26 protein-coding genes and 1 other annotated feature are annotated in these 24,115 nt (G+C 39.3%); of the genes, 16 read left to right on the plus strand and 10 right to left on the minus strand.

What is annotated here, in order from left to right; all coding sequences use genetic code 11:
- Window positions 1-136 precede the first annotated feature (136 nt).
- The 10 genes from QI30_RS02830 to QI30_RS02875 all read left to right on the plus strand — a co-directional run bounded on the left by QI30_RS02830 (window position 137) and on the right by QI30_RS02875 (window position 7,391).
- The gene (locus tag QI30_RS02830) at window positions 137-2,518 is read left to right on the plus strand and encodes a Na+/H+ antiporter subunit A (RefSeq protein ID WP_126989432.1); all 2,382 of its coding nucleotides are present in this window, start codon (window positions 137-139) and stop codon (window positions 2,516-2,518) included.
- Window positions 2,505-2,927: a Na(+)/H(+) antiporter subunit B gene (locus QI30_RS02835; RefSeq protein WP_126989433.1), complete on the plus strand. Its 423-nt coding sequence runs from the start codon at window positions 2,505-2,507 to the stop codon at window positions 2,925-2,927. Before QI30_RS02830 ends, QI30_RS02835 begins: the two co-directional genes overlap by 14 nt.
- On the plus strand, window positions 2,927-3,274 hold the full coding sequence (locus QI30_RS02840) for a Na(+)/H(+) antiporter subunit C (RefSeq protein ID WP_126989434.1): 348 nt from the start codon (window positions 2,927-2,929) through the stop codon (window positions 3,272-3,274). Before QI30_RS02835 ends, QI30_RS02840 begins: the two co-directional genes overlap by 1 nt.
- Window positions 3,264-4,748: a Na+/H+ antiporter subunit D gene (locus QI30_RS02845; protein ID WP_126989435.1), complete on the plus strand. Its 1,485-nt coding sequence runs from the start codon at window positions 3,264-3,266 to the stop codon at window positions 4,746-4,748. The genes QI30_RS02840 and QI30_RS02845 overlap by 11 nt, the downstream gene beginning before the upstream one ends.
- A 1-nt stretch (window position 4,749) precedes the next feature.
- Window positions 4,750-5,229 (plus strand): Na+/H+ antiporter subunit E, encoded by a 480-nt coding sequence (locus QI30_RS02850; protein WP_126989436.1) that lies wholly within the window; start codon window positions 4,750-4,752, stop codon window positions 5,227-5,229.
- A gap of 8 nt (window positions 5,230-5,237) precedes the next feature.
- The gene (locus tag QI30_RS02855; RefSeq protein ID WP_126989463.1) at window positions 5,238-5,522 is read left to right on the plus strand and encodes a Na(+)/H(+) antiporter subunit F1; all 285 of its coding nucleotides are present in this window, start codon (window positions 5,238-5,240) and stop codon (window positions 5,520-5,522) included.
- Complete coding sequence (mnhG, locus tag QI30_RS02860; RefSeq protein ID WP_126989437.1) at window positions 5,503-5,862, plus strand: monovalent cation/H(+) antiporter subunit G; 360 nt, start codon at window positions 5,503-5,505, stop codon at window positions 5,860-5,862. The genes QI30_RS02855 and mnhG overlap by 20 nt, the downstream gene beginning before the upstream one ends.
- Window positions 5,863-5,954: 92 nt before the next feature.
- Window positions 5,955-6,512: a maltose acetyltransferase domain-containing protein gene (locus QI30_RS02865; protein ID WP_126989438.1), complete on the plus strand. Its 558-nt coding sequence runs from the start codon at window positions 5,955-5,957 to the stop codon at window positions 6,510-6,512.
- Between the two features lie 58 nt (window positions 6,513-6,570).
- Window positions 6,571-6,819, plus strand: coding sequence for a hypothetical protein (locus tag QI30_RS02870; protein WP_126989439.1), 249 nt, complete (start codon window positions 6,571-6,573; stop codon window positions 6,817-6,819).
- Between the two features lie 53 nt (window positions 6,820-6,872).
- On the plus strand, window positions 6,873-7,391 hold the full coding sequence (locus QI30_RS02875; RefSeq protein WP_158620942.1) for a GNAT family N-acetyltransferase: 519 nt from the start codon (window positions 6,873-6,875) through the stop codon (window positions 7,389-7,391).
- Window positions 7,392-7,439: 48 nt separating this feature from the next.
- Here the strand turns inward: QI30_RS02875 and QI30_RS02880 are convergent, their stop codons facing one another.
- Complete coding sequence (locus tag QI30_RS02880) at window positions 7,440-8,309, minus strand: MerR family transcriptional regulator (protein WP_158620943.1); 870 nt, start codon at window positions 8,307-8,309, stop codon at window positions 7,440-7,442.
- 372 nt (window positions 8,310-8,681) lie between these two features.
- On the opposite strand from QI30_RS02880, the gene QI30_RS02885 reads away from it, so the two are divergent.
- Window positions 8,682-9,479 (plus strand): SigB/SigF/SigG family RNA polymerase sigma factor, encoded by a 798-nt coding sequence (locus tag QI30_RS02885; protein WP_126989442.1) that lies wholly within the window; start codon window positions 8,682-8,684, stop codon window positions 9,477-9,479.
- 166 nt (window positions 9,480-9,645) lie between these two features.
- On the opposite strand, the gene argS is transcribed toward QI30_RS02885, so the two are convergent.
- Window positions 9,646-11,319, minus strand: coding sequence for an arginine--tRNA ligase (gene argS, locus QI30_RS02890; RefSeq protein WP_126989443.1), 1,674 nt, complete (start codon window positions 11,317-11,319; stop codon window positions 9,646-9,648).
- 36 nt (window positions 11,320-11,355) lie between these two features.
- Window positions 11,356-11,569 (minus strand) — a binding site (T-box leader).
- A gap of 229 nt (window positions 11,570-11,798) precedes the next feature.
- Here argS and QI30_RS02895 point away from each other — a divergent pair.
- Entirely contained in the window at window positions 11,799-12,989 is a 1,191-nt protein-coding gene (locus QI30_RS02895; protein WP_126989444.1) for an MDR family MFS transporter, read from the plus strand.
- A gap of 20 nt (window positions 12,990-13,009) precedes the next feature.
- Here the strand turns inward: QI30_RS02895 and QI30_RS02900 are convergent, their stop codons facing one another.
- The 5 genes from QI30_RS02900 to QI30_RS02920 form a co-directional block, all read right to left on the minus strand.
- The gene (locus tag QI30_RS02900) at window positions 13,010-13,564 is read right to left on the minus strand and encodes a YdhK family protein (RefSeq protein WP_126989445.1); all 555 of its coding nucleotides are present in this window, start codon (window positions 13,562-13,564) and stop codon (window positions 13,010-13,012) included.
- Between the two features lie 50 nt (window positions 13,565-13,614).
- Window positions 13,615-14,652: a HAMP domain-containing sensor histidine kinase gene (locus tag QI30_RS02905; protein WP_126989446.1), complete on the minus strand. Its 1,038-nt coding sequence runs from the start codon at window positions 14,650-14,652 to the stop codon at window positions 13,615-13,617.
- A complete protein-coding gene (locus QI30_RS02910; RefSeq protein WP_126989447.1) occupies window positions 14,649-15,299 on the minus strand; it encodes a response regulator transcription factor in 651 nt (216 codons plus the stop codon). The genes QI30_RS02905 and QI30_RS02910 overlap by 4 nt, the downstream gene beginning before the upstream one ends.
- A gap of 107 nt (window positions 15,300-15,406) precedes the next feature.
- Window positions 15,407-15,640 (minus strand): hypothetical protein, encoded by a 234-nt coding sequence (locus QI30_RS02915; RefSeq protein WP_126989448.1) that lies wholly within the window; start codon window positions 15,638-15,640, stop codon window positions 15,407-15,409.
- Between the two features lie 74 nt (window positions 15,641-15,714).
- Window positions 15,715-16,908: an ornithine--oxo-acid transaminase gene (locus QI30_RS02920; RefSeq protein ID WP_126989449.1), complete on the minus strand. Its 1,194-nt coding sequence runs from the start codon at window positions 16,906-16,908 to the stop codon at window positions 15,715-15,717.
- 192 nt (window positions 16,909-17,100) lie between these two features.
- Here QI30_RS02920 and QI30_RS02925 point away from each other — a divergent pair, with 192 nt between their 5' ends.
- A complete protein-coding gene (locus QI30_RS02925; protein ID WP_126989450.1) occupies window positions 17,101-18,453 on the plus strand; it encodes a sigma-54 interaction domain-containing protein in 1,353 nt (450 codons plus the stop codon).
- Between the two features lie 137 nt (window positions 18,454-18,590).
- On the opposite strand, the gene QI30_RS02930 is transcribed toward QI30_RS02925, so the two are convergent.
- Window positions 18,591-19,409, minus strand: a complete 819-nt coding sequence (locus QI30_RS02930) for a hypothetical protein (RefSeq protein ID WP_126989451.1) — start codon at window positions 19,407-19,409, stop codon at window positions 18,591-18,593.
- Window positions 19,410-19,543: 134 nt separating this feature from the next.
- Here QI30_RS02930 and QI30_RS02935 point away from each other — a divergent pair, with 134 nt between their 5' ends.
- A complete protein-coding gene (locus tag QI30_RS02935) occupies window positions 19,544-20,194 on the plus strand; it encodes an MOSC domain-containing protein (protein ID WP_126989452.1) in 651 nt (216 codons plus the stop codon).
- A 208-nt stretch (window positions 20,195-20,402) separates the two neighbouring features.
- On the opposite strand, the gene QI30_RS02940 is transcribed toward QI30_RS02935, so the two are convergent.
- Window positions 20,403-21,569 carry a hypothetical protein gene (locus tag QI30_RS02940; RefSeq protein ID WP_126989453.1) on the minus strand — a complete coding sequence of 389 codons (1,167 nt, stop codon included), beginning with the start codon at window positions 21,567-21,569 and terminating at the stop codon, window positions 20,403-20,405.
- Between the two features lie 374 nt (window positions 21,570-21,943).
- Here QI30_RS02940 and QI30_RS02945 point away from each other — a divergent pair, with 374 nt between their 5' ends.
- Window positions 21,944-22,534 carry a LysE family translocator gene (locus QI30_RS02945; protein WP_370323575.1) on the plus strand — a complete coding sequence of 197 codons (591 nt, stop codon included), beginning with the start codon at window positions 21,944-21,946 and terminating at the stop codon, window positions 22,532-22,534.
- Between the two features lie 36 nt (window positions 22,535-22,570).
- On the opposite strand, the gene QI30_RS02950 is transcribed toward QI30_RS02945, so the two are convergent.
- Entirely contained in the window at window positions 22,571-23,284 is a 714-nt protein-coding gene (locus tag QI30_RS02950; RefSeq protein ID WP_126989454.1) for a TspO/MBR family protein, read from the minus strand.
- Window positions 23,285-23,489: 205 nt separating this feature from the next.
- On the opposite strand from QI30_RS02950, the gene QI30_RS02955 reads away from it, so the two are divergent.
- On the plus strand, window positions 23,490-24,115 hold a 626-nt coding region (locus QI30_RS02955; protein WP_148113848.1), incomplete at its 3' end, for an IS110 family transposase.

A 24,115-nucleotide genomic window follows, 5' to 3' on the forward strand; every position in this document is an offset into this window, starting at 1 on the left:
AAATTAAATGTTCGTTTTAGGAGGAGTCTGTCACAAAAGGGTATCTATGCTCTTTTGTGATAGGCTTCTTTTTTGCGTTCATTTTATTTTCTATTAAAAAAGGGTATTTATAGAAAAGGAAAAGGAGGCGTTATCTATGCAGCTATGGATGATTTTTTTACCGGTTATTGCCGCGCTTTTTATGCCATTGTTATTTAAAAAAATCAAACTACATACAGGCTGGTTTGTGTTAATCGTGCCAGTTGTGCTCGTCAGCTACTACGCGTCAAAAATTGGTGACCGGGCAACCTACGCATCATGGACATGGGTAGCAGATTTGCAGCTTAAAATTGACTCATCTCTTGATGGACTTGGGTTATTATTCTCCATTTTAATTACCGGAATTGGGGCACTTGTTGTACTGTACTCCATTTTTTACTTAGATAAGACGAAGGAGCAACTACATAATTTCTATATGTATTTACTGCTCTTTATGACAGCGATGCTTGGCGTTGTTCAGTCAGACAATGTTATGAGTCTTTATTTATTTTGGGAGTTAACGTCGATTTCGTCATTTTTATTAATCGGTTATTGGTTTACGCGTGATGCTTCGCGTTTTGGTGCTTTAAAGTCAATGATGATTACCGTCTTTGGTGGCCTTTTAATGCTTGGTGGGTTTTTAATTCTCGCCAACATCACAGGCACGATGTCAATTTCTGAAATGCTTCTGCATACGACAGAAATTAAAGAAAGTCCGTATTTCACACTAGCGGCTATTCTTGTTTTACTCGGTGCGCTTACGAAATCTGCACAGTTCCCATTTTATATTTGGCTACCTGATGCGATGGAAGCACCGACGCCTGTTAGTGCGTATTTACACTCAGCTACGATGGTAAAGGCAGGGATTTATTTAGTGGCGCGCTTCACGCCCATATTTGCCTATAGTACGACATGGATTTGGCTCATTGTTATTCTTGGCCTTATTACATTATTCTGGGGCTCCTTCTTTGCGACGAAGCAGCGTGATTTAAAAGGCATTCTCGCCTTTTCAACAGTCAGTCAGCTCGGCATGATCATGTCGATGCTTGGTGTTGCGGCGATGAGCTATCATGTGGATGGCAATGCCGAAAATGTCTTTAAGTATGCAGGCTTTGCGGCGCTATTTCATTTAATTAATCATGCGACATTTAAAGGTGCCTTATTTATGATTGCAGGAATTATTGACCATGAGACTGGCACACGAGATATTCGTAAACTTGGTGGCCTGATGAGTTTAATGCCGATTAGCTTTACGGTTGCGATGATTACAAGCCTTTCAATGGCCGGATTACCACCATTTAATGGCTTTTTATCAAAAGAATTATTTTTCACAACGATGCTTAGTGCACAAGACTTCAGTTGGTCAACAGTCGCAGTACTGATTCCCGTTGTTGCATGGCTAGCGAGCGTTTTTACGTTTGTGTACTGTTTATACTTCGTGACCGGTATTTTCTTTGGAAAACGTCACGAATTACCGAAAAAACCGCATGAGGCACCAATTGGTATGCTTATTTCGCCATTGGTGTTAGCATCATTTGTTGTTGTGTTATTTTTCATTCCAAACGTTGTGACAGATGCATTAATTAAGCCAGCTGTTTTGGCGATTCAGCCAAATCAATTCTTAACAGTTGGTGATATAGACATTCACATTTCAATGTGGCATGGCTTTAATACGGAGCTGTTGATGACAATTGGTGTGGTTGTCGTTGGTTTTGGATTATTTATGACGGTTAAACATTGGCGTAAGGTGTATTCACTTGTGCCAGAGTGGTTTTCACTAAATCAACTGTATCGTCGCATGATGCGTCTAGCCGATGAGGATATGACAAAGGTATCGAAGCGCTATATGACAGGCTCGATTCGTACGTATTTCATTTATATGTTTGCGGCAATTGTCATCATCGTCGTGTCGACGCTCTTTATGAAAGACGGCTATGCCTTTGATACAGCACACGCTAGTGATATCGGTGCCTTTGATATTGCCCTCGTTGTTGTGCTTGTGCTCGGGACATTGACCGTATTATTTGCGCGTACACGTCTTACGGCGATTATCGCGCTTGGTGTCGTCGGGTATTCGGTGGCGATGTTCTTCGTATTATTTAATGCACCAGATTTAGCGCTAACACAGCTCTCGATTGAAACGGTGTCCGTTGCGCTATTTTTATTAGCGTTTTACCATTTACCGAAGCTTAGTCGTCATGAGGCACGCTTACCCTTTAGATTAGGGAATTTTGTGATTGCGCTCGCGGTAGGTGTCATGGTGACGCTCATGGCGCTCGCTTCACAGTCGCAAAAATTATTACCATCAATTAGTGAATATTATAAAGAAACCGTTTATAAAGAAGCGGGCGGCGGAAATATCGTCAATGTTATTTTAGTCGATTATCGTGGCTTTGATACATTGTTTGAAATTACCGTATTAGCGATTGCAGGTATGGCGATTTTCGGCATGATTAAGCTACGTCGTAAGAAGGGAGCGGATAAAAATGAAATTAAATAATGTCATTATGCGCACGATGACGCAAATGGTGTTCTTTATCATTTTCTTGTTCTCAATTCATATTTTCTTAGCAGGACATTTCGCACCTGGAGGCGGCTTTGTCGGCGGTTTATTAATGTCATGTGCCATCGTTCTACTACTAATCACCTTTGATTTAAAAACGGTGCAGACATTATTGCCGATTAATTATATGACGCTAACAGCAATCGGGCTGGCATTAGCGCTACTGACGGCTTGTATTTCAGCTTTTGCGGGCGAGGCCTTTTTCACGCATTACTTTGACTATTTCACACTGCCGCTTCTTGGTAAAACAGAGCTGCATACGGCGATGTTATTTGATACCGGCGTGTATTTAGTCGTTGTCGGTGTGACAATGATTATTATTCAATCGATTGGAGGCGACGAATAATGGAAATATTAATGGCCTTTGTGATTGGCTTTTTATTCTTCGCAGCCATCTATTTAATTTTATCGAAGAGCCTTTTACGCATTATTATCGGTACAGGTTTACTAAGTCACGGCGCGCATATGCTTATTTTAACAATGGGTGGCCTTGGCAGTGATGCGCCACCGGTTTTAGCAGATGGGGTTGCGAATAGTAGCATGGCCGATCCATTACCACAGGCGCTTATTTTAACGGCGATTGTTATTAGCTTTGGGGTAACGGCTTTCTTCCTAGTGCTCGCATACCGTGCGTATCAGGAATTAAAGACAGACAATATTGATGAAATGAGAGGAGAAGAGCATGATGAATAGTCCATTAATGCCGATTATTATTCCATTCGCCTTTGCGATTCTCCTAATGTTTGCGCCTAAGCAATTACGATTCCAGCGAGCGGGCGCATTAGTTGGCGCGATTTTAACGGTTGCTGCGAGCATTTGGCTTTTACAAAAGGTGCATATAGACGGCATTCAGGTCGTGACATTCGGTAGCTGGCCTGTGCCATATGGCATTACAATGGTGTCGGATATGGTATCGATTTTATTCGTACTTACATCGTCGATTATTACGCTATTTACGATTTGGTATAGCTTCCGAACGATTGGTATCGCACGCGAGCAATTTTTCTATTACCCAGGAGTTTTACTAATGCTCGTTGGTGTAAATGGCGCCTTTACGACAGGCGATATTTTTAACTTATTCGTCTTTTTCGAAGTATTGTTGATGGCGTCGTACTTACTTAGCGTTCTAGGTGGCGAAAAAATTCAATTCCGCGAATCGATTAAATATATTTTAGTTAATGTTGTATCATCTGCATTATTCGTTATTACCGTGGCGATGCTCTATTCTGTTGTAGGGACACTGAATATGGCAGATATTGCGCAAAAGGTGAGCGACGTCAATCAGCCTGGCATTTTGACGGCGATTGCAATTTTATTCCTTGTTGTTTTTGGTCTAAAAGCAGCGATTTTCCCACTATTTTTCTGGCTACCAAGCTCGTATAGCGGACCGCCAATTCCAGTACTAGCACTTTTTGGTGCGCTCCTTACAAAGGTCGGAGTATATGCGATTACGCGTACTTTCACACTTTTCTTCACAGGTGATATTGCCTTTACACATACCGTATTACTTTATTTAAGTGTCGCAACAATTGTTGCTGGCTGTATTGGCGCACTCGCTGTCTGGGATGTTAAGAAGATTATTATTTATAATATTATCATTGCTGTGGGCGTCATTTTATATGGTGTTGCAACGTATAATGACACAGGGTTACTCGGTTCGATGTTTTATGTTGTGCATGACATGCTTATTAAAGCGGCTTTGTTCTTCCTTGTTGGCATTATCGTGTATATTACAGGACAAACGAATTTGAAGAAAATGGGCGGCTTAATGAAGCGCTACCCAAGTCTTGGTTGGCTTTATTTAATTGCTGCATTTAGCTTAGCAGGTATACCACCACTAAGTGGCTTTATCGGAAAAATGCTACTTGTAAAAGGTGGCTTTGAAGCAGAGCAGTTTGCGTCTGGCATTTGGATTTTACTATCGAGCTTAATTGTTTTACTATCGGTGATTCGTATTTTTGTTTACGCTTTTTGGGGCAAAGAACAACAACTACCACCTGTTAAAAAAACAGTCTATTGGCAGATTTGGATTCCGACAGCTATCCTCGTCCTGTTAACAGTAGCTTATGGTGTCGGTGCAGATGCATTGATGCCTTATATGACACAGGCTGCAGAAGTGCTTGCGAATCCCCAGCTCTATATTGATGCTGTAAAAGGAGGTAAGTAAGATGGCTGTACAAATCTTATTAAATGTCTTCCTAGCGCTTGTGTGGATGTTTTTATCGAATACGTTCACAGGAGTAGGCTTTATTACTGGCTATCTTCTTGGCCTTATCATGCTGTATATGATGCGTCATATGTTTAAAAGTCGCTTTTATTTACACCGCGTCTGGGCCGTTATAAAGTTATTCCTGTTATTTTTCAAAGAGCTTTGGAATGCCAATATCGATGTTGTGAAGCATGCGATGAAGCCGAAAATTACGATGACACCAGCCTTTTTCGCGTATCCAACAGAGCTAACAGCAGATTGGGAAATTACATTATTATCGAATTTAATTACGCTAACACCTGGCACAATTGTTGTACACGTATCAGATGATGGCAAAACGCTTTACATTCATGCCATTGATTTAGATGATGTGGATGAGGCCATTGCATCGATTCAAAATACATTTGAAAAAGCGATTGTGGAGGTGACACGTACATGATGACCTTTATGCAAATTATCATTATTATTTGTATTGTGGCGATTGGGCTCGCGATGCTAGGGATTGTTTACCGTCTCATCAAGGGTCCTACAGCACCAGACCGAGTTATCGCATTAGATGCGGTAGGCGTAGCAATCATTGCACTTGTCGGCCTATTTTCGATTTTTGTCGGCACAAGTTTTTACATTGAAATCATTTTACTGCTGGCGATTTTATCATTTATTGGCACAATCGCCTTTGCGAAATTTTTAGAGAAAGGAGAGATTATTGATCGTGACAATTCTAATCAATAGTGTCATCATTCTTTCTCTTTTACTCGGGACGTTTTTCATCGTTATGACGGCAGTTGGACTTGTCCGTTTTCCCGACGCATATACGCGTGCACATGCCGCATCAAAGAGTGCCACATTAGGCGTACTCTTCATTTTAATTGGTGTCTTTATTTACTTTTGGCAAATAGAGGGAACTTATAATTCCCGCATCATTTTAGGCATTGTGTTTATTTTCATTACGGGCCCCATTGGTGGTCATATTATGGCGCGTGCAGCGTACTTTTCAGGTGTGAAACCGACAGAACGTACCGTACGTGACGACTTAAAAGAAGAGTATGAGCGAAAAAAGCGTTCATTATAACACTTTATAAAAAAACACGTTTGAAGCGTCGCTTTGAACGTGTTTTTTGTTTCTACATTTCATCGGAAGGGAACAGTGTACAAGAGGTGATTGTGATGACAGAAAAAGAAAAAATGCTAGCAGGTGAGCTTTATGATGCAAGTGACAAAGACTTAGTGCGTGATCGACTAAATGCACGTCGGTTGACACGCTTGTTTAACGAGGCAATGGAGACAGAAGGATATCGCCGAAAGGAATTATTACAAGATTTATTTGGCTCAACGGGTGAGGAATTATTTATTGAGCCTAATTTTCGTTGTGACTATGGTTACAATATTCATGTGGGCGAAAATTTCTATGCAAACTTCTCCTGTGTCATGCTAGATGCATGTGAGATTCGTATTGGGGATAATTGTTTTATGGCACCAGGCGTACATATTTATACTGCAACACATCCGATTGACCCACAAGAACGTAATCGGGGACTTGAATATGGCAAGCCGGTCACAATCGGCGATAATGTATGGATTGGTGGACGTGCTATTATTAATCCAGGTGTCATGATTGGCGATAATGTGGTCATTGCATCAGGCGCAGTTGTTGTAAAGGATGTGCCAGATAATGTTGTAGTCGGCGGAAATCCAGCGAAATTTATTAAAAAGGTCATTTAGTTACCAAATAACTATAACTCGCTAGTCTATATAATAAAAAGAAAAGAGTGGTTACTACATGGAAACTTTCGGTTTATTAGGCTTTCTCTTAGCTGCACTTGCCTTTATACAAATAACTATAATGAATCGTAAAATAAAAGACCTCGAAAAACGTATTGGTAGCCGTCCAATAGAACTATCAACGGAAGAGCAGCAGCATGTAAAAGAGTTGAAAATGCAGAAGCAAACTGTCCAAGCTGTTAAATTTGTACGTGAAAAATCAGGTGCTTCATTAATTGAAGCAAAACAATATGTGGATTCATTGTAACGACGTTTCATAAAAATTAAATGAAGGAAATATAGAAGATGGGGGTGATGATTATGCATGTGAGAGCCGCAACGATAAAAGATGCAGAAGGGATTGCACATGTCCACGTGGATACATGGCGTACAACCTATTTAAATATTATGTCACCAGCGTATTTGGCGACATTAACATATGACATACGAAAAGAATTATGGCAAAAGCATCTTTCAGATAAAGAAAAACATATCTTTGTGCTAGAAAATGAGCAGGCAGAGATTGTTGGGTTTGCGGCATGTAATCAACGCCCGCTAGAGCCACATATTGGTGATTTAACAAGCATTTACATTATCAAAGAGGAACAACAAAAAGGATATGGACGCTTACTAATGAAAGCTCTTTTTCAAACGTTTAATGAGTTAGGTTGCGAAAAAGTATTTGTTGAAGTGCTAGTAGAAAATGATACGCGTCATCTATATGAATATTTTGGTGCTAAAATCGTTGAAATTGATACGATGAACCTTGGTACACAAGAACTAGAGTTTTTCATTTATAAATGGGACTCCGTAAAAAATGTCTTAGCACAGCTAGCATAAAAAAGCCGCAATTGTCATTTCTGACAATTGCGGCTTTTTTAGTTGAATTTAATGGCTATTAAAAATCGTTGCCATGTCATTACAAAATGTTAAATGTTTAAATGGTTGCTTTTCAGTATAGATTCTTGCACCTTCGCCACCAATGACGAAGCGAATATGCGGATGCTGTGCCGCAAATTTTTCGAGATTGAGTAATTCATCAGGAAATAATTCAAACGGCTTTAATGTAGCTGCTGATAATAAAACGACCTGTGGCTCAAGCTTTAATATCAGTGCTTCGATCGTAGAAACAGAGGGTGAGCTACCAATCATAAAATTACGATAGCCTTTAATACTTGCTTGAATTAATAAAATTTCAATAGCAATTTCGTGATTTTCTCCAGGCAGGCACGCACCTAAAACTAATGGACGTTCATTATTGACCGGGAAGCTTCGTCGAATGGTCGCTAAAAAATCGCGAATAATCGTTGAAGCAAGTGTTTCTTGGTACTCAAACCAAGAATGATTTTGCCAATTGTCGCCTACTTGATGCAAGAAGGGAATAATCAATTGATGTAAAAATTCATTGATACTTAAAATAAGATGTGCTTCCTGTAATATTTTATGAAAAGCTGCTTCGTCGCAATTCCAACCATACTCTAATAATTTAAATAAATAATGAGTCGTTTGTGGTTGGAACGCTGGCAACGTATTTGTCTTTTCCATTGCGCTACGAATCGTTGCACCGTCACGAATATAGTGTTGTATTTGCAATAAACGTAAAACATCTGACTGCGTATACTGGCGATAACCATTCTCTAGCCGGGTTGGTTGAATAAGTTGATGACGTTGTTCCCATTTTCGAATTGTTTCTTTTGTAAGACCTGTAATATGTGACACTTGTGAGATTGTATAGTAATAATCTGAGTGATTTAGCATGATGACCCAAATCCTTTCTTCCTTTAAATTATAGGCGATTTTGAGCATTCATTCAAATTGTCTAATATTATTAAAAAAACATTATACAAAAAAATATAAAAAATAATAAATTTATAAAAAAGAAAGGAACTTAGTTTGTATATTTATAATTAATTAAGTCTTTTTTAAATATTTATATACTTTTTAAGGTCTAAATGCTTCTAAAAGACATTTTTTTAAAATTTTTTTAAATATAGATGTTTCAAAGAGACTATTGATGATGATTCATTAGTATAACTTTTAAAAAAATAAGTTTGACAATGTTTAAGTAGAGGTAAAGTCATTTTAGATTTATCAGAAGTTCATATTAATTAAACAGGAGGAACTTAACCAATGAAAAAGAATTCATTTAATGAACAAGAGATTCACGCATTATTAAAAGACGCACAAAATGGAGATACTGATGCAGCAGCCGAGCTTGTAGACAGATTCCAGCCTCTCGTGTTGTCAATTGTAAATAAGTATTCACGCAAGATGAATGAACGTGAAGATGTTGTACAGGTGGGCATGATGGGGCTAACGAAAGCGATTCAAAAATTTGATTTGAATTTAGAAGGAAAATTCATTTCATACGCTGTTCCGACAATCGCTGGGGAAATCAAACGGTATTTCCGAGACTGCACATGGGACGTACATGTGCCGCGCCGCGTCAAAGAATTTTATATGCATGTCAATAAAGCAGTGAATGAATTAAATGAACAATTACAGCGCTCACCTAAAGTTTCAGAAATTGCGGAATATCTACAGGTAAAAGAGGATGTTGTATTAGAAACGATGGAACTAATGAGTGGCTATAACACATTATCTCTAGAAGCTCCTGTAGAAATGGGCACAACAGATGGTGCACCCTCTACATACAATGATTATCAAGGGATGATAGATGACAATTACGAGAAATTTGAAGATCATCTAGTGTTAAAACAGTCTTTAAATTATTTAACTGCGCAAGAACGGGAGATTGTTGAACTTTTATTCTTTAAAAACTGGACACAAACAGAAGTAGCGGATAAGTTTGGCGTGTCGCAAATGCATATTTCACGTATGCGTCGAAAAATCCTTTTAAAATTAAAAAATACAATTCGTGCGCATGATCATTTAGATATGCCACAGCGTTTTTCAAAAAATGCGTAGTATCAAAGAAAATCGTGTCTAAAAAAGAGACTGGGACAAAACACGTCATTTTCTTTTTAAGCGTTCGCAATGAAAAAACCGGAACCGCGCCACAGCGTGATTCCGGTTTTTCATATGTTCCTAGGAACGGGGATTTTTACACGTATGTCAAAGCTTCTTTTATGCCCTACATATGCGCTGGTGCCTCAATACCTAAAAGATTTAAGCATTGCTCTAAAATAATAGACGCGGCATACAGCACGGTTAAGCGGTCCTGCTGCGTGTCATCCTGTGTTAAGACTTTTTGCTGACCATAGAATTTATTAATGGTGCGAGAAAGTTGTAAACTAAATTTAGCAATTTGAGAAGGGTCTGCCTGTGTATAGGCACGCGCAATCGTCGCTTCAAATGTTTCGAGCACTTTAATGAGCGGCCATAATGTATCATCGATTGCTTGAAGCGGAGTAGTATGTGCTTTAAAATCGGCTTTTTCAAGTAATGTATGAATACGTGCATTCGTATATTGCACGTATGGACCGGTCTCGCCTTCAAATGTTAGCATTTGCTCGATTGAAAATTCGATATCATTTAGACGGTCGTTTTTTAAATCATTGAATAATACGGCGCCGATACCAACTTGTTTGGCAACTACATCACTATTTTTAAGCGTTGGATTTTTTTCTAGAATGGTTTGCTTTGCAGCTTCCATTGTTTCATTCAATACATTTGCTAATAAGACAATTTTGCCCTTACGTGTCGACATTTTTTTGCCGTCTTTTAGCATCATACCAAATGGAATATGGGCAAATTTTGATGCGTCATAGCCCAGTTTATCAAGCACTTGGAACCATTGTTTGAAGTGTAGTGTTTGCTCGCCACCAACAACATAAAATAGTTTTTCAGGTGCGTAGTTTTCGAGACGATAAATGGCAGCAGCTAAGTCACGCGTTGCATAGAGTGTCGCGCCGTCTTTCTTTTTAATTAAGCAAGGAGGCAGGGTTTCACCTAAATCAACGACCTGTGCACCTTCTGAAGATGTTAGTAATTTTTTAGCTTCTAGCTCTTCTACGACGCGGTCCATTTTATCATTATAAAAGGCTTCGCCATTCGTTGAATTAAAATGAACGCCTAAAAGCTCATAAATTTCATTAAATTCGAGTAAGGAAGCTTCGCGGAATTCTTTCCAAAGCCCAAGTGCTTGTGCATCTCCGTCCTCAAGCGCTTTAAATGCCTGGCGTGCTTGCTCATCAAGTGTAGCATCTTTCTCCGCTTCCTCATGGAATTTCACATAAATCTTTAATAACTCTTGGATCGGCTGCTGACGAATTGCCTCAGGATTGCCCCATAAGCGATACGCAACGATTAATTTTCCAAACTGCGTACCCCAGTCTCCAAGATGGTTAATGCGAACCGCTTCATAACCCATTTTTTCTGCAATATTCGAAATTGCTTGCCCGATAACCGTTGAACGTAAATGCCCCATTGAGAAGGGTTTCGCGATATTTGGTGATGAATAGTCTACAACCACTTTTTTGCCATTCTTCGGTGCCGTCGCATAGGCAGCTCCCTCGCTCACAATTGCTGGAATAATCGTATTCGCGATAGGAAGCGGCTGTAAGAAGAAGTTCACATATGGGCCGTTTGCAACCACTTCTTTAATACGCACATCTTGCAATTTTTCTGCTAAATCCTTCGCAATGTGAACAGGGGATTGGCGTAGCTGTTTCGCTAAAATAAAACAGGGAAAGGCAATGTCACCTAGTTCATCATGTTTTGGTTTTTCAAGTAATTGTTCGATTGTCGCTTGGTCAATGGCGTGATCAAGTGTGTCATGTAGTAATTGTGCAATCATTGTTTTCATTTTTTTCTCCTCCAATAAAAAAGCCCTCGCCTCTATAAAAGAGACGAGAGCATAGATTCCCGTGGTACCACTCTAGTTGCCAAAATTTGGCCACTCATCATTGTTAACGAGGATTGCCCCGATACTTCCTACTACGTTTCAGAAGTTTTCTCCAAAGTGCGGTTCACCGTATGGATTTGTCTAGGCTTACACCAATTCCTAGCTCGCTTAACCCTCTCATATCGGCTACTCTCTTTTTCATCGAATTTGTCGAATCATTGAATTGTGTTTCATATTACTAGAAAAAAATACATTGTGCAATGTTTTTTTGAAAATAAAAAAACGCCCTTTCGGAACGTTTGTTCTATTTTTGCCGCAGTTTAAATAAATTACGTATTATTCGATTTCTATTATTTTTAGTATACCTGATTGTAAAATATAAGTCTATTTTTTACTAGAAAAGCTCGGTATAGTAGACGATACAGTGAGGGGGAAAGCGCATGAAATGGAATAAAAATTTGAAAATTCGTCTTGTAGGAGAAGGGTTATTTAACCTATGCTACTGGATGTATTTCCCGTATATGGCCATTTATTTTAGCAGTCAATTTGGCGTACAGCTAGCAAGTATATTGATGATGATTCCACCGTTTGTGCAGCTATTCGGCCAATTGATCGGTGGGGTTATTGCCGACACACTTGGGCGACGAACAACGATGCTTATTGGTGCTAGTATTCAGGCCGTGATGTTTGCATTATTTGCGTTATCAACGGAAAGCTGGCTTGATTATGTCGCCTATGTGTTGATTGGCATTGGCGGTGCCCTTTATAGCCCCGCGAGTGACGCGATGGTTGCTGATTTAGTGCCGGACGAAGAGCGCAAACACGTATTTGCGACCTTTATTACCGTCAAAAATATTGGTGCGGTACTGGGCCCGGTAATCGGGGCCACGTTATTTTTCTCTTACCGCACGCCTTTATTATGGGCCTGTACGCTTATTTTAAGTGTGTATCTACTCATTATTTTTATTGAAATGTCCGAGACCTTACCAGGAAAAAAGCCCGCTAAAAAAATCCCACGTAGCCTCCTAGAAAAGGCCGACAATTATCGCCTGATTGTGCAAGACCGCGTATTTTTTCTCTATATTTTAGCTGGTGTACTATCGATTTTTACCATTATGCAGCTCGACTTATTTATCGCTAAATACATCGTTGATGAAGTACCGGCACAGTGGCATTTAGATAGTCGTTCTATTCTAGGACTTCTTTTAGGCATTAACGGCTTGATGTTTGTAGTGCTTATTTTACCGACGACACGCTTACTTAAAAATTGGCGGGACCGAGATGTGTTTATTTTATCCTGCCTACTAAACGGTGGTAGTTTATTTCTTATGAGTATAACAACCAATCTTGTGCTACTCATTGTACTCATTGTGACATTCACGCTGGGTGAAATTGTTCGTGCACCTGTCATCAATCATTTTGTTAGTAGGCATGCACCAGAAGCGATGCGTGGCCAATATATGGGTGCTTCTAACATGCAATATACGATTGGTCGTATGTTGGCGCCTCTTATTTTTTTCGTCTCCTCTCCTATACTAGCAGGAACAACGCTATTTATCGTATCAATAATAAGTATGATGCTTTATCTAAAAATTTCTCACTATCCGTACAAAGTAAAAGGATTGGAATAATCAATTCCAACCCTTTAATTTTAGTGAGCAGCTCGTAATTCATTTTCTGTTACCCATTTATGATTTTTAATCATTTGTCCATCTGCATCTTTATAATCGACCATATAAACGGTCGTTTTTTTAGCGGAATCAATTGTCGCTCTAGCACCGGCCATTCCTTCCATATGGTCAGCAGTTAGAGTTACTTTGTCACCCTTTTTATACGAAGTAGGGGAGGCTTTCTTGATTTCTTCATGAATGACCCATTTATGGTTTTTGACAGGTTCTTTTTTACCCGTAGTCGGCGTGTAAGTCACGCTATATACCGTAGTGTCGTACGCACCTGAGACAGTCGCTTGTTGTCCGTCCATACCAGGCATATGATGGGCCTCCATGATTACCTTACTACCTACTGAAAATTTAGGATTCTTTTCTTTTTTAACAGCATCCGGTGCTCCTTCACTTGACGAATGATTCATCGATTCATGATTCATATCATGTTGCTGTTTTGGCTGTTCTTCCGTCGTGTCAGCTTGTCCACATGCACTCAGACTTATTCCTCCAATGATAGCTGTTGTCATAATCCATTTTCTCATGTATTCTCATCCTTTCTTTTGTTTCATTATAAAAAGAACTTATGTAGAACTTATGAAGAATGGCGAGGGAGATCAATTTGACAAGTCATGCCACCTATATCATTATTTTTCATCATAATGGTTCCTTGATGGGCTTCTACTAATGCTTTTGTAATCGTTAGTCCTAACCCTTTATTAGAAGAGGATGTACTACTAACATAGCGCGTAAATAGCTGTTCAGGAGTGGGTGAGCCACCACCTGTATCTGCGATAATAATACAAAGAGATTGCCCATTTTCCTTTGCATAACATTGAATACGTCCATCTGATTCGACAGCGTGAATGGCATTTTCAAAAATATTTTGTAAAATTTGTGTAAGTCGTTTTTCATCGACGAAGCCCTTTAAATGAGGTGCTACATCAATCGCTAACTCCATTTTTTTTGATAAACAAATCGGCGCATAAAGCATCGCCGTTTTTTCGATAATTGGTGCAATGAATTGGTTTTTTCGCTCAATAGTGAATTTTGGATCATTAATCACATTTAATTGATCGAGCTCTGCTACAAGACCAATCAATCGATCTAACTCCGCTGTACAATTCGATAAACGTGCTGGTGTTACTTCCCAAAGACCATCTTCAAAAGCACTTAATTGACTTTTTAAAGTAGCCAATGGATTCCGTATTTCATGTGCCAGATTTTGAGTCATTTCATTTCGTGATTGCTCATACTGAGCGAGTGTTTTATCGAGTGTCTGTAGGGAACACCCCAATTGTCCGATTGCATCATTTGGCATAGAAGGTAAGGAGACATATCTTTCTCCTTTGACGAGCTTAAGCGCAAAAGCTTGAAGAATGTGCATTGGCTTAATAATCATTCGCGCTAATAAAAAACTCGCAATGCTAATTACTACGAAAAGAATGAGTAATGTCCAACTAGCTGTTTCTCGTAAAGCCATATCAAAATGGGCGAGGAGTGCGTCATTTTGACTAGAATCGAGCATTTGAAAATGCTTATGTGCTTTATGTAATAAGATATACATACTGATTATTAGCGTAGAAAATGTGAAAAGAGTCAACAGAATCGTTATTTTCACTACAAGTTTCATGAGAGATGACTCACTTCTTCTAATTTATACCCAATACCAAAAACAGTTTGAATGAGTGGGTAGTTTATTTTCTTCCGAATATTTTTTATATGCTGATCAATAACCCGTGGGTCTGTCTCTTCACTAAATAAATTTTCAATCATTTCATAACGACTAAATACTTTCGTTGGATTCTCAAGTAGTAATGTCATAATTTTCCCTTCATTCTCTGTCAACGTAACGGCTTCATCCGGTAAGGTAAGCAGTCGTGCTGTTGCTTCATAATTAATTGCACCCACTTGAAGATTCGCTGATTTCGGTAAAAGCCTTTTTGCACGTGCTACGATTTCTTTTGGATGAAAAGGTTTAATCACGTAATCGTCAGCTCCAATATGAAATCCATTGAGCTTATCTTCAATGCTAATTTTTGCGGTAAGCATAATGACCGGAATCGATGTTTCTAGCTTTAGATAGCGACAAATATCTTCACCACGCATGTCGGGCAGCATTAAATCTAAAATAACTAAATCAACAACATGTTTTTCAAGCAAATCTAATGCCTGACTTCCTGTATGCGCTATAACTACATGCGCTGGTAATTTTTCAAAATACGTTTGTAAAACATCGGTAATAGGATGTTCGTCGTCAACAAGTAAAATGGTGTTCATTTTATCCCCCCCACCCCTTATTGTTGACTAATTAGAGCGAGGTTGCAAGAAACTTGCGAACAATCAAAAAAGATAGCATCTCTTTTTTTAGAAGAGAGCTATCTTTTTTAAAATCGTAAATGTTGCTTAGCTGCTTTTCGTGCCTCACGTTTTTCAATGGAACGCCAAATCGCCAAATACACCGGAATAAAAATAAGACTGAAAAGGGCGATGACACCGATTAAAAGTGGTACATTCGGTGCTTTAGCCATCGTGTTATAAAAATAAGCACCCACGAAAACGAGTACATAGATGATAAGAAGCCATAACCAAAACAACGCCTTCGTTGTGTAATTTCTCATAAAATCCCCCCTGCATGTAAGTGTACCATGAAGCGAACATACAAGGCATCTAACTTCTGGGGGTATTTTGTTAATTAATTAAAGAGCGTTTTAATCTGCTCAAGCGCCCAGTCTAGCTCTTCTTTTGAAATCACAAGAGGTGGTGCAAAGCGGATAACGGTTGCATGCGTTTCCTTACATAATAAGCCCTTTTTCATCAGTGCCTCGCAGTACGGACGCGCATCTGTGTGTAGCTCAATACCAATAAAGAGCCCTGTGCCACGAATTTCCTTAATAGCTGCATGGTTGATTGTTTCAAGTTGCTCTTTAAAGTACTGCCCAAGCTCAAGCGAACGCTGTACAAGGTTTTCCTCTTCAATGACTTCAAGAGAAGCAGCGGATACTGCACAAGCTAGTGGATTGCCGCCAAATGTTGAGCCGTGTGAGCCAGGATTTAAGACGCCTAAAATATCATTATTCGCCACGACCGCAGAGATTGGCATCACACCGCCGCCTAATGCTTTTCCTAAAATAAGCATATCCGGCATGACATCCTCCCATTCATAAGCGAATAATTTCCCTGTACGCGCAAGGCCTGTTTGGATTTCATCACAAATGAATAATACTTGATGTTTGCGACAAATTGCTTCTACTGCTTTTAAATAGCCTTTTGGTGGCATAATAATGCCCGCTTCCCCTTGAATGGGTTCAACGATAAACGCCGCCGTATTTGGCGTAATCGCTTGCTCGAGTGCCTCTGCGTCCCCGTAAGGCACGACCTTAAACCCTTCTAACATTGGCCCAAAGCCTCGCTTATACTCCTCCTCAGATGAGAGGGATAAGGCACCCATTGTACGACCGTGGAAATTGCCGATACAGCCAATAATTTCTGCTTTCCCTGCTTCCACACCTTTGACATCATATGCCCAGCGACGTGCCACTTTAATTGCGGACTCCACCGCTTCGGCGCCTGTATTCATCGGCAGCACCATATTTTTTCCGGTCATTTGTGTCACCTTTTCATACCACGGTGCCAATTGGTCATTATGGAATGCACGTGATGTTAACGTGACCTTCTGTGCTTGGTCGACAAGTGCCTGAATAATTTTAGGGTGACGATGCCCTTGGTTGAGTGCCGAATAAGCCGATAGCATATCCATATACTTCGTGCCCTCCGGATCATATACCCAAACACCTTCGCCACGCTCAATCACGATTGGCAGTGGGTGATAATTGTGTGCGCCTAATTTTTCAGTTGTTGTCATAATCGATGAAGATGCTGTTGTCATAATCAATCCGCCCCTTTAAAAAAGTATGTGTCGACTTTATCTATGCAAAAATCATGCCAACTTCTACTAAGCGTCAAATCCGCATCATAAAACGCTTTTTATTGTATGATAAGCCAGAAAATTAAGAAATTTTTTGGCGTTTTACCCATTTCGCCAATTTTTTTTGCTATGCTAGTGAAAAGAGGTGACAAAATGGAAAAATTATTAATCAATGCCATGGATTGTTTGAATGTAGGCGTTCATATAATTGATGTGACAGGCAAAACCATTGTATACAATCATAAAATGTCCGAGCTAGAGGCGATGAATCGTAGTGAAGTGCTCGATAAAAATATTCATGATGTCTTTCAGTTTCAGGAAAATGAGGAAAGTACATTACTAACGGCACTTCATACCGGGGAAGCAGTGCTAAACGTAAAGCAGCAATATTTTAATAATATCGGGCGTAAAATTATGACGGTTAATAATACCTATCCGATTGTGGAAGCGGGTGAGGTAACAGCCGTTATGGAAATTGCGACGGATGTTACGAAAATAGAGCGACTTTTACGACATCAAAAAGAGGCACTAAAGCCATCCTTCCATTTTGATGATATTATTGGTGAAAATAGTGGGCTTCTCGATGTTATAGAGCTCGCAAAACGTGCGGCGCGTACAACGTCTAATGTGCTATTAATTGGCGAAACAGGAACCGGAAAGGAATTATTTGTGCAAAGCATCCATGATGCTAGCAATCGCTCCGATAAGCCACTCATTGCACAAAACTGTGCGGCGTTGCCTGATACGCTAATGGAGAGTATTTTATTTGGTACAACGAAAGGGGCATTTACTGGTGCAGAGGATCGTCCAGGCTTATTTGAGCAGGCAAATGGCGGTACGTTATTGTTAGATGAGTTAAATTCATTACCTAGCCATCTACAGGCCAAGCTACTGCGCGTACTACAAGAGAAAAAGGTGCGCCGGATTGGCGGCTTACAAGAGATTTCAGTAGATGTGCGCATGATTGCGACCATTAATGAGGATCCATTTGAATTAATTGTACAGGAAAAGCTGCGTAAAGATTTATATTATCGTCTTGCAGTTGTTGCACTAATGATTCCGCCGCTTCGAGAGCGCATGGATGATTTAGATTTACTAGTGGAAAGCTTTATTCATAAATACAATGATTTGCTGCAAATGAATGTCCAATCGATTTCACCCGCTGCACGCGAGCATTTTCGTCAGCATGACTGGCCGGGGAATGTGCGTGAGCTTGAGCATGCGATTGAATCAGCCATGAACAGTATGGAATATGAGCAAATTATTGATGAGGTACATTTGCCGTATTATTTCCGGATGAAAGCTCCTAAACTTCAAAAAGCGATGTTTACACCATTTGAGCAAGATTCGTCAAAAAACTTAAAGGAGCAATTACTCGATGCAGAGCGTGTCATTTTAGAAAAAGTATTAACGGATACACAGCATCATATTACGCTTGCCGCAAAACAGTTAGGCCTTAGCCGACAAAGTCTTCAATATCGTATGAAACGCCTCGGCTTACAATAAAAAAGCCGCCTGCGTCGAAACGCAAGCGGTCAAATGAGAAGAATATGAAAAGTACACTTATAATATAACCACTATATGCTTAGTGTAAACCTTATTTTTTCAAAAAAAGTAAATAAAGTTGAAAAAGTAAAATATACCTATTTTTCAGTTTCTTCCTCAGATTTTGTTAAAAGCGCTTGAATGCGCTCATTATACATTGCATGAAGCTGATTGATTTCTTGCTGATGCTCACGGCTCATTGCGACAAGCTCATTATTTTTCGCCGCAGATTCCTGCATACGCACAAGCTCAATATCTTTTGCATGAGATGTTTCAATCGCCTGTAATTGATTTTCTAAGTCGTGGTTTAGCTGATATGCTTTTTGAAGCTCGTTATCTTGCGCTTTCAATTCTTTTTTATGTGCTGTCACTAAAGCTGTATGCTCTTGCTTCGCTAATGCAAGGTCATTGCGGAGGCCCTTATAAGAGGCAATCTCTTCCTCTAGCTTCGCGATTTTTTCACTATAGCTCGCAATTAATGCCTGCTTGTCGCCCATTGTACCGGCAAGCTCTGCATTTTTTGCTTCAAGCTCTGCGATGGCGTCATTTAGTTCATCATACTGTGTGTTCATCGACTCCACAGCCGCATCCTTTTCCTGTACTTGCTTTTGCAAGTCTGCGATGGTGCGGTCTTTTTGTTTCACAAGCTCTGTGGAATCAACAATTGCCTGGTCACGTAAATAGCCTGAGCGCTCGATCATATTTGCGACTAATGTATAAATACGCTGTGTATGATGTTCTAGCTCATCTAAATCTGGCGTAAATTCCGTCGCTTTATCCTTCATCGTTTGAACCTGGTATAGGGCGACTGCTTTTTCTAACCATTCTTTTGCTGAATAGCCACTTTCCTCGATGATTTTTTTCGTTTTTTCATGCATTTCATCTGTGATTTTGAAGCCCATTGTTTTATCTGCCATTTGAAAAACTCCTTTGTTAACATTTTGTGATTTACGCGGGGTTAACTAGCCTTATGTACGTTAACATCAGTATAGCATAATCATCTTTTCTTTTTGTAGCGCGTTGTATACAATGAAATAAACAAAGGGGGAGTATGATGACAGCATTAACGTATTTTTCAATTGGGAAGCCTAAAAAAATGAGTTATGGGCGCGATAAAACGATGGAGACTGGCATTTGTAAAGAGGCCGTAACAGAGGCTTTTTTAACAAAGAATGGCTTTACAGGCGATGGTGTAGCGGATTTAAAGCATCATGGTGGCCTAGACCGTGCCGTTTGTGTGTATCCGTATGAGCATTATTTGCAGTGGCAGGAAGAATTCGGCGATACATTACCACCCTCTGCATTTGGCGAAAATATTACGGTACGTGAGGCACTTGAAGCAGATGTCGCAATTGGTGATATTTATCAGCTAGGGGATGCGGTCATTCAGGTGACACAGGGGCGCATTCCTTGTAATACAATCAATCGTCGTGTAGGGAATCCACAGATGATGAAGCGCATGGTAGAGACCGGCTTTACGGGCTATTTATGCCGCGTACTAGAAGAAGGCAGCGTCTACAGTGATTCAGAAATGACGTTACTGCAAAAGGACCCGGCGAATATAACGGTGCTCTTCGGGAATGAGACATACTTCCATCATGCGAAAGATGTAGAACGAATGAAAAAAATCATTGCGGTCGATGCACTTGCAGATGATTGGCGCGAGCGCTTTGATACACGATTAGCAAAATTAACATATTAAAAAAGGCCTTCCAAATTTGGAGGGCTTTTTTTTAAAGGCCAAGTTGTTTCTTTAAGGCTTGCGTTAATAATGGAATGAAAAGATATACATACTCAACTCCCCATCTACAAAAAAACAGTATACTAATAATATATGACATAACTAGTTAAATCTCATGTTAAGGTAGGAAATGGGCAGCGAGTATTTAAAAAGAAAATACTAATTACATTTAATCTGCATAAATATAATGATTTAATTCTGTCACCGTCGTTGGACCATAGTCAAAGCAGCGTGTAATGTCCTGACCATTATCATGTAGCTCGATTGGATCGACCTTTAAGCCTGCATATTCTGTAGCACGTAGGTAGAAGTATTTTGTCTCCGGAACATGTGTAAAGCCTAATGCTTCAAGCTTTCCTTTTTCATATTGTGGTGCTTCAAAAATAATAATAGGGGCTTTTAATTGATTAAAGACGAATTGCTTCATTTCCTCAATCGCAAATGTCGTATAGTCATTGTGTACGGTATCACTTAATACAGTGAAATTTTCTAAAAAGACAATATCAGTGAAACCCGCAAGTGCATGGAAGAAGCCATATTGCGCAAATAAATGATATTCACGTTCGATATTTAAGTTTTTATAAGAATATTTTAAAACGTTTAAACGTAATTGACGTAATGATAATTCAATCATCGGTGTATGCTGGCGCACATAAGGGTACTGGACCACACGGTTTTCTGCTTGAATCACGCCACGAATACGGCGCTCATATTTACGAGACACTTCGATTTCATTTAAAAAGGTGAAACGTGCCATTGTACGGTCCTCTAAATAAGTAAGCTCAACTTCACTCTTTTGTGGAACAACCGGCACAAATTCGCCGTAGCTTAAATCGGTTGTGCCATCAAAATCTAATTGTAAAAAGGCAATTTCCTGCATCATTGGGTAAATGCCTGCATCTAAAAATAAATAATCGAGTGATTTACGCATTTTTGTGCTTAAATGTTGCATGTGAATGTATAGACTTTTAAGTAATAATTCATACACTTCATGCTGGTCAATCATTTCCTCTTCGTTTACCCATTTGCTGTAAAATGGACGCGTCATAAAGGCAAGTGTTTGTGTGTCATGTTTCCAAATTGTTGGCTGCATCGCCTCATAATTTTTATAAAAAGCATGGTGAATTTTTAAAAGAAGCGGCGACCAATTAGCAGAAGCCGGCTTTTCAACGAAGTAAAGTGTTGTTTGCGGTGAATCTTCTTTTTCAAAGAAACGTGCCTTCGGGTAGTCGACGCGCGCTGTTAATTTTATGTAAGGCACTGAAAGCCCATTTATATCAACGGTTAAATTTGTTTCAATTATTTCTACATATTTCTGATCTATTTCATAATACATATTGTACACCTTCCGCACATAAGATATATGAATTATACCAACATAACAAATGTGTGCAATATCCTATTTAATAAAGAGCTGTTTTAGCTCAAGACATTGGTTTTATTCTCCATAAATAGGTGCTTTTCCGTACGATACTTTTAAAATTACTCATTTAAAACAGTTGAAAATAAGCGTATTTATCTATTTTAAAATAACAAAAAAAGGATGAATCATTAAAAATAAGCTTTTTAAATAAAAAATACTTAATAAAATCCCTAAAACATCCATTTGCTATATAATTTGTGGGAAAGGAGCTATGTCTTTTAACACAAGTTTGAATTCACTCATTTTTTTCGTATAATAAGGAACACAGAAATGAGGGACATTCATAAATGACGGATATGATGTGGCTTTTTTTAAAAGGTGTGATTATCGGCGTGACAATTGCTGCGCCAGTTGGACCTATTGGAATATTATGCATCAAACGTACGTTAGAGCAGGGGAAATGGATTGGCTTTGCGTCCGGTTTAGGTGCCGCAACAGCAGATGGTATTTATGGTATTATTGCGGGTCTTGGGTTAACGGTTATCATTCATTTTTTGACGGGCATTTCAATGTGGCTACAACTCATTGGCGGCGTCTTTTTACTTTATCTTGGTATACAAATGCTACGTGCGAAACCTTCACATGAAGCAGCAAAAGCAAGTCGTGGCAAAACGCCGTTAAAAGCGTACCTTTCTACTTTATTTTTAACGATTACAAATCCCGCGACGATTTTATCTTTTTTAGCGATTTTTTCGAGTCTCGGAATAACAACTGCCGAGTATAGTGGCGTCATTTTAGCAATTGGCGTCTTTATCGGATCAGCCATTTGGTGGTTATTGCTAAGCCGCTTCATCGGCAAAAAGCTTTTTCAAGGCATTCATTATGCATCCGGTATCATTTTAATTGCCTTTGCGATAGCCGCATTTTTTACACTTTAACTAAAAAAACAGACAACCATTTTGGCTGTCTGTTTTTTAATTCCGATCTTTAACGTACACGAATAGTGACACGAGCACCATAATACCGACAACAATTCCTGTACCCGTTGCCATCAGTGCCTGCTCATTCGCAACAGAAACGCCGATTAAAGCCCAAGTTGTCACTAATAGGAAGAATAAATCACGTGATACTTTCACGGCTAGTATCGTTAATAACGCTGCAATGATAACTAGCACAAATGAGCCAAATACTTCATTAATGCCAAGTGAGACACCATTGTATTTTAAAACAAAGCTAATATTTGCGATTGTCGCAACTGAAATCCATGCTAGATAAAATGAAAAAGGTAGTCGCTTTCCAAAGCCTTGCTCATCATTTTTATACTGTAAATAGATGAAAATGAGTGTCACAAGCAGTAATAGCATGAAAATAATTGATGTACCAAAGAATTCGAAGTGCCAGCAAATCAGCCACGCGATATTCCATACACAAGTTGCGACAAAGGCAACACCAACTTTTGTATTAAAATCGCGACGCTTTACACGCTTGTAAATAACAATCAGCCAGACAATTAATAGAACATATATTAAAGACCAAATTGAAAAGACATAGCCAGCTGGTGTAAAGAGTACATTGATTTTATTCGATATTTCACCTGTTGTTTGCCCGTTAAGTGGCAATAAATTGGCGAGGGCATTAACGATGACCATCGCTCCAAAACCAATCCACATTGCAATATATAATCTCATTCTAGAGCCTCCTTTTACAATCTATACCCAAAAGTAGATAAAACAATCCGAGAAAAAATAAAGATAGTTACAATTCTAAAAAGAATGATAGGAGCATTCCTGTTAGAAGGATTTTCAGAGACTTGAAAACAAAAAAGCCCTCCTGTATGATGCTTGAGTGTCAACTGGCATTGACGCGCATAATATACAGAGAGGACCCATCCGAATGAATTTTAATACGAATGAAAAAATAAATCAAGTTTCTGAAAATACACTCGTTATCGGCATCGATATTGCCAAACGTAAACACTATGCTTGTGCAGTTGATGATCGAGGACGTATCCTTCAAAAATCCTTTCCGATTATCCAATCTAAAATTGGGTTTGATGACTTTTATGAGCGTCTTATGACGCTAAAAGAGAAACACGAAAAACAGGAGATCCTAGTTGGTTTCGAACCCACAGGCCATTATTGGATGAATCTCGCTGCCTTTTTAACGCATTACGGAATTCCATTTGTGATGGTCAATCCGATGCACGTTAATCGCTCGAAAGAACTTGACGATAATCTGCAGACGAAAAATGATCAAAAGGATGCGCTGGTCATCGCACGTTTGATACGTGATGGCCGATTTAGTTATCCACGCCTTTTAGAAGGCGTAGAAGCAGAATTAAGAAACGGTGCGACCTTACGTTCAAAGCTTCAAGAAGATTTGAGCGCACTTCAAAATCGCATTATCCGTTGGCTAGATCGATTTTTCCCAGAGTTTACACAAGTATTCAAAAGCTTTGGGAAAATGGCGTATGCGGTGCTTGAAAAAACACCGCTACCAATGGATATTCAAGGGAAAAC

This window comes from Candidatus Kurthia intestinigallinarum (genome assembly GCF_003991225.1).
Classification (GTDB): domain Bacteria; phylum Bacillota; class Bacilli; order Bacillales_A; family Planococcaceae; genus Kurthia; species Kurthia populi.

Coding starts and splice junctions, on each gene's coding strand:
- argS (WP_126989443.1), bottom strand. CDS start 11,319: ATGAAAACAATGATTGCACAATTACTACATGACACACTTGATCACGCC.
- QI30_RS02940 (WP_126989453.1), bottom strand. CDS start 21,569: ATGTATTATGAAATAGATCAGAAATATGTAGAAATAATTGAAACAAAT.
- QI30_RS02925 (WP_126989450.1), top strand. CDS start 17,101: ATGGAAAAATTATTAATCAATGCCATGGATTGTTTGAATGTAGGCGTT.
- QI30_RS02840 (WP_126989434.1), top strand. CDS start 2,927: ATGGAAATATTAATGGCCTTTGTGATTGGCTTTTTATTCTTCGCAGCC.
- QI30_RS02910 (WP_126989447.1), bottom strand. CDS start 15,299: ATGAACACCATTTTACTTGTTGACGACGAACATCCTATTACCGATGTT.
- QI30_RS02935 (WP_126989452.1), top strand. CDS start 19,544: ATGATGACAGCATTAACGTATTTTTCAATTGGGAAGCCTAAAAAAATG.
- QI30_RS02835 (WP_126989433.1), top strand. CDS start 2,505: ATGAAATTAAATAATGTCATTATGCGCACGATGACGCAAATGGTGTTC.
- QI30_RS02920 (WP_126989449.1), bottom strand. CDS start 16,908: ATGACAACAGCATCTTCATCGATTATGACAACAACTGAAAAATTAGGC.
- QI30_RS02905 (WP_126989446.1), bottom strand. CDS start 14,652: ATGAAACTTGTAGTGAAAATAACGATTCTGTTGACTCTTTTCACATTT.
- QI30_RS02885 (WP_126989442.1), top strand. CDS start 8,682: ATGAAAAAGAATTCATTTAATGAACAAGAGATTCACGCATTATTAAAA.
- QI30_RS02900 (WP_126989445.1), bottom strand. CDS start 13,564: ATGAGAAAATGGATTATGACAACAGCTATCATTGGAGGAATAAGTCTG.
- QI30_RS02895 (WP_126989444.1), top strand. CDS start 11,799: ATGAAATGGAATAAAAATTTGAAAATTCGTCTTGTAGGAGAAGGGTTA.
- QI30_RS02945 (WP_370323575.1), top strand. CDS start 21,944: ATGACGGATATGATGTGGCTTTTTTTAAAAGGTGTGATTATCGGCGTG.
- QI30_RS02870 (WP_126989439.1), top strand. CDS start 6,571: ATGGAAACTTTCGGTTTATTAGGCTTTCTCTTAGCTGCACTTGCCTTT.
- QI30_RS02915 (WP_126989448.1), bottom strand. CDS start 15,640: ATGAGAAATTACACAACGAAGGCGTTGTTTTGGTTATGGCTTCTTATC.
- QI30_RS02930 (WP_126989451.1), bottom strand. CDS start 19,409: ATGGCAGATAAAACAATGGGCTTCAAAATCACAGATGAAATGCATGAA.
- QI30_RS02875 (WP_158620942.1), top strand. CDS start 6,873: ATGCATGTGAGAGCCGCAACGATAAAAGATGCAGAAGGGATTGCACAT.
- QI30_RS02880 (WP_158620943.1), bottom strand. CDS start 8,309: ATGCTAAATCACTCAGATTATTACTATACAATCTCACAAGTGTCACAT.
- QI30_RS02855 (WP_126989463.1), top strand. CDS start 5,238: ATGCAAATTATCATTATTATTTGTATTGTGGCGATTGGGCTCGCGATG.
- QI30_RS02845 (WP_126989435.1), top strand. CDS start 3,264: ATGATGAATAGTCCATTAATGCCGATTATTATTCCATTCGCCTTTGCG.
- QI30_RS02850 (WP_126989436.1), top strand. CDS start 4,750: ATGGCTGTACAAATCTTATTAAATGTCTTCCTAGCGCTTGTGTGGATG.
- QI30_RS02950 (WP_126989454.1), bottom strand. CDS start 23,284: ATGAGATTATATATTGCAATGTGGATTGGTTTTGGAGCGATGGTCATC.
- QI30_RS02830 (WP_126989432.1), top strand. CDS start 137: ATGCAGCTATGGATGATTTTTTTACCGGTTATTGCCGCGCTTTTTATG.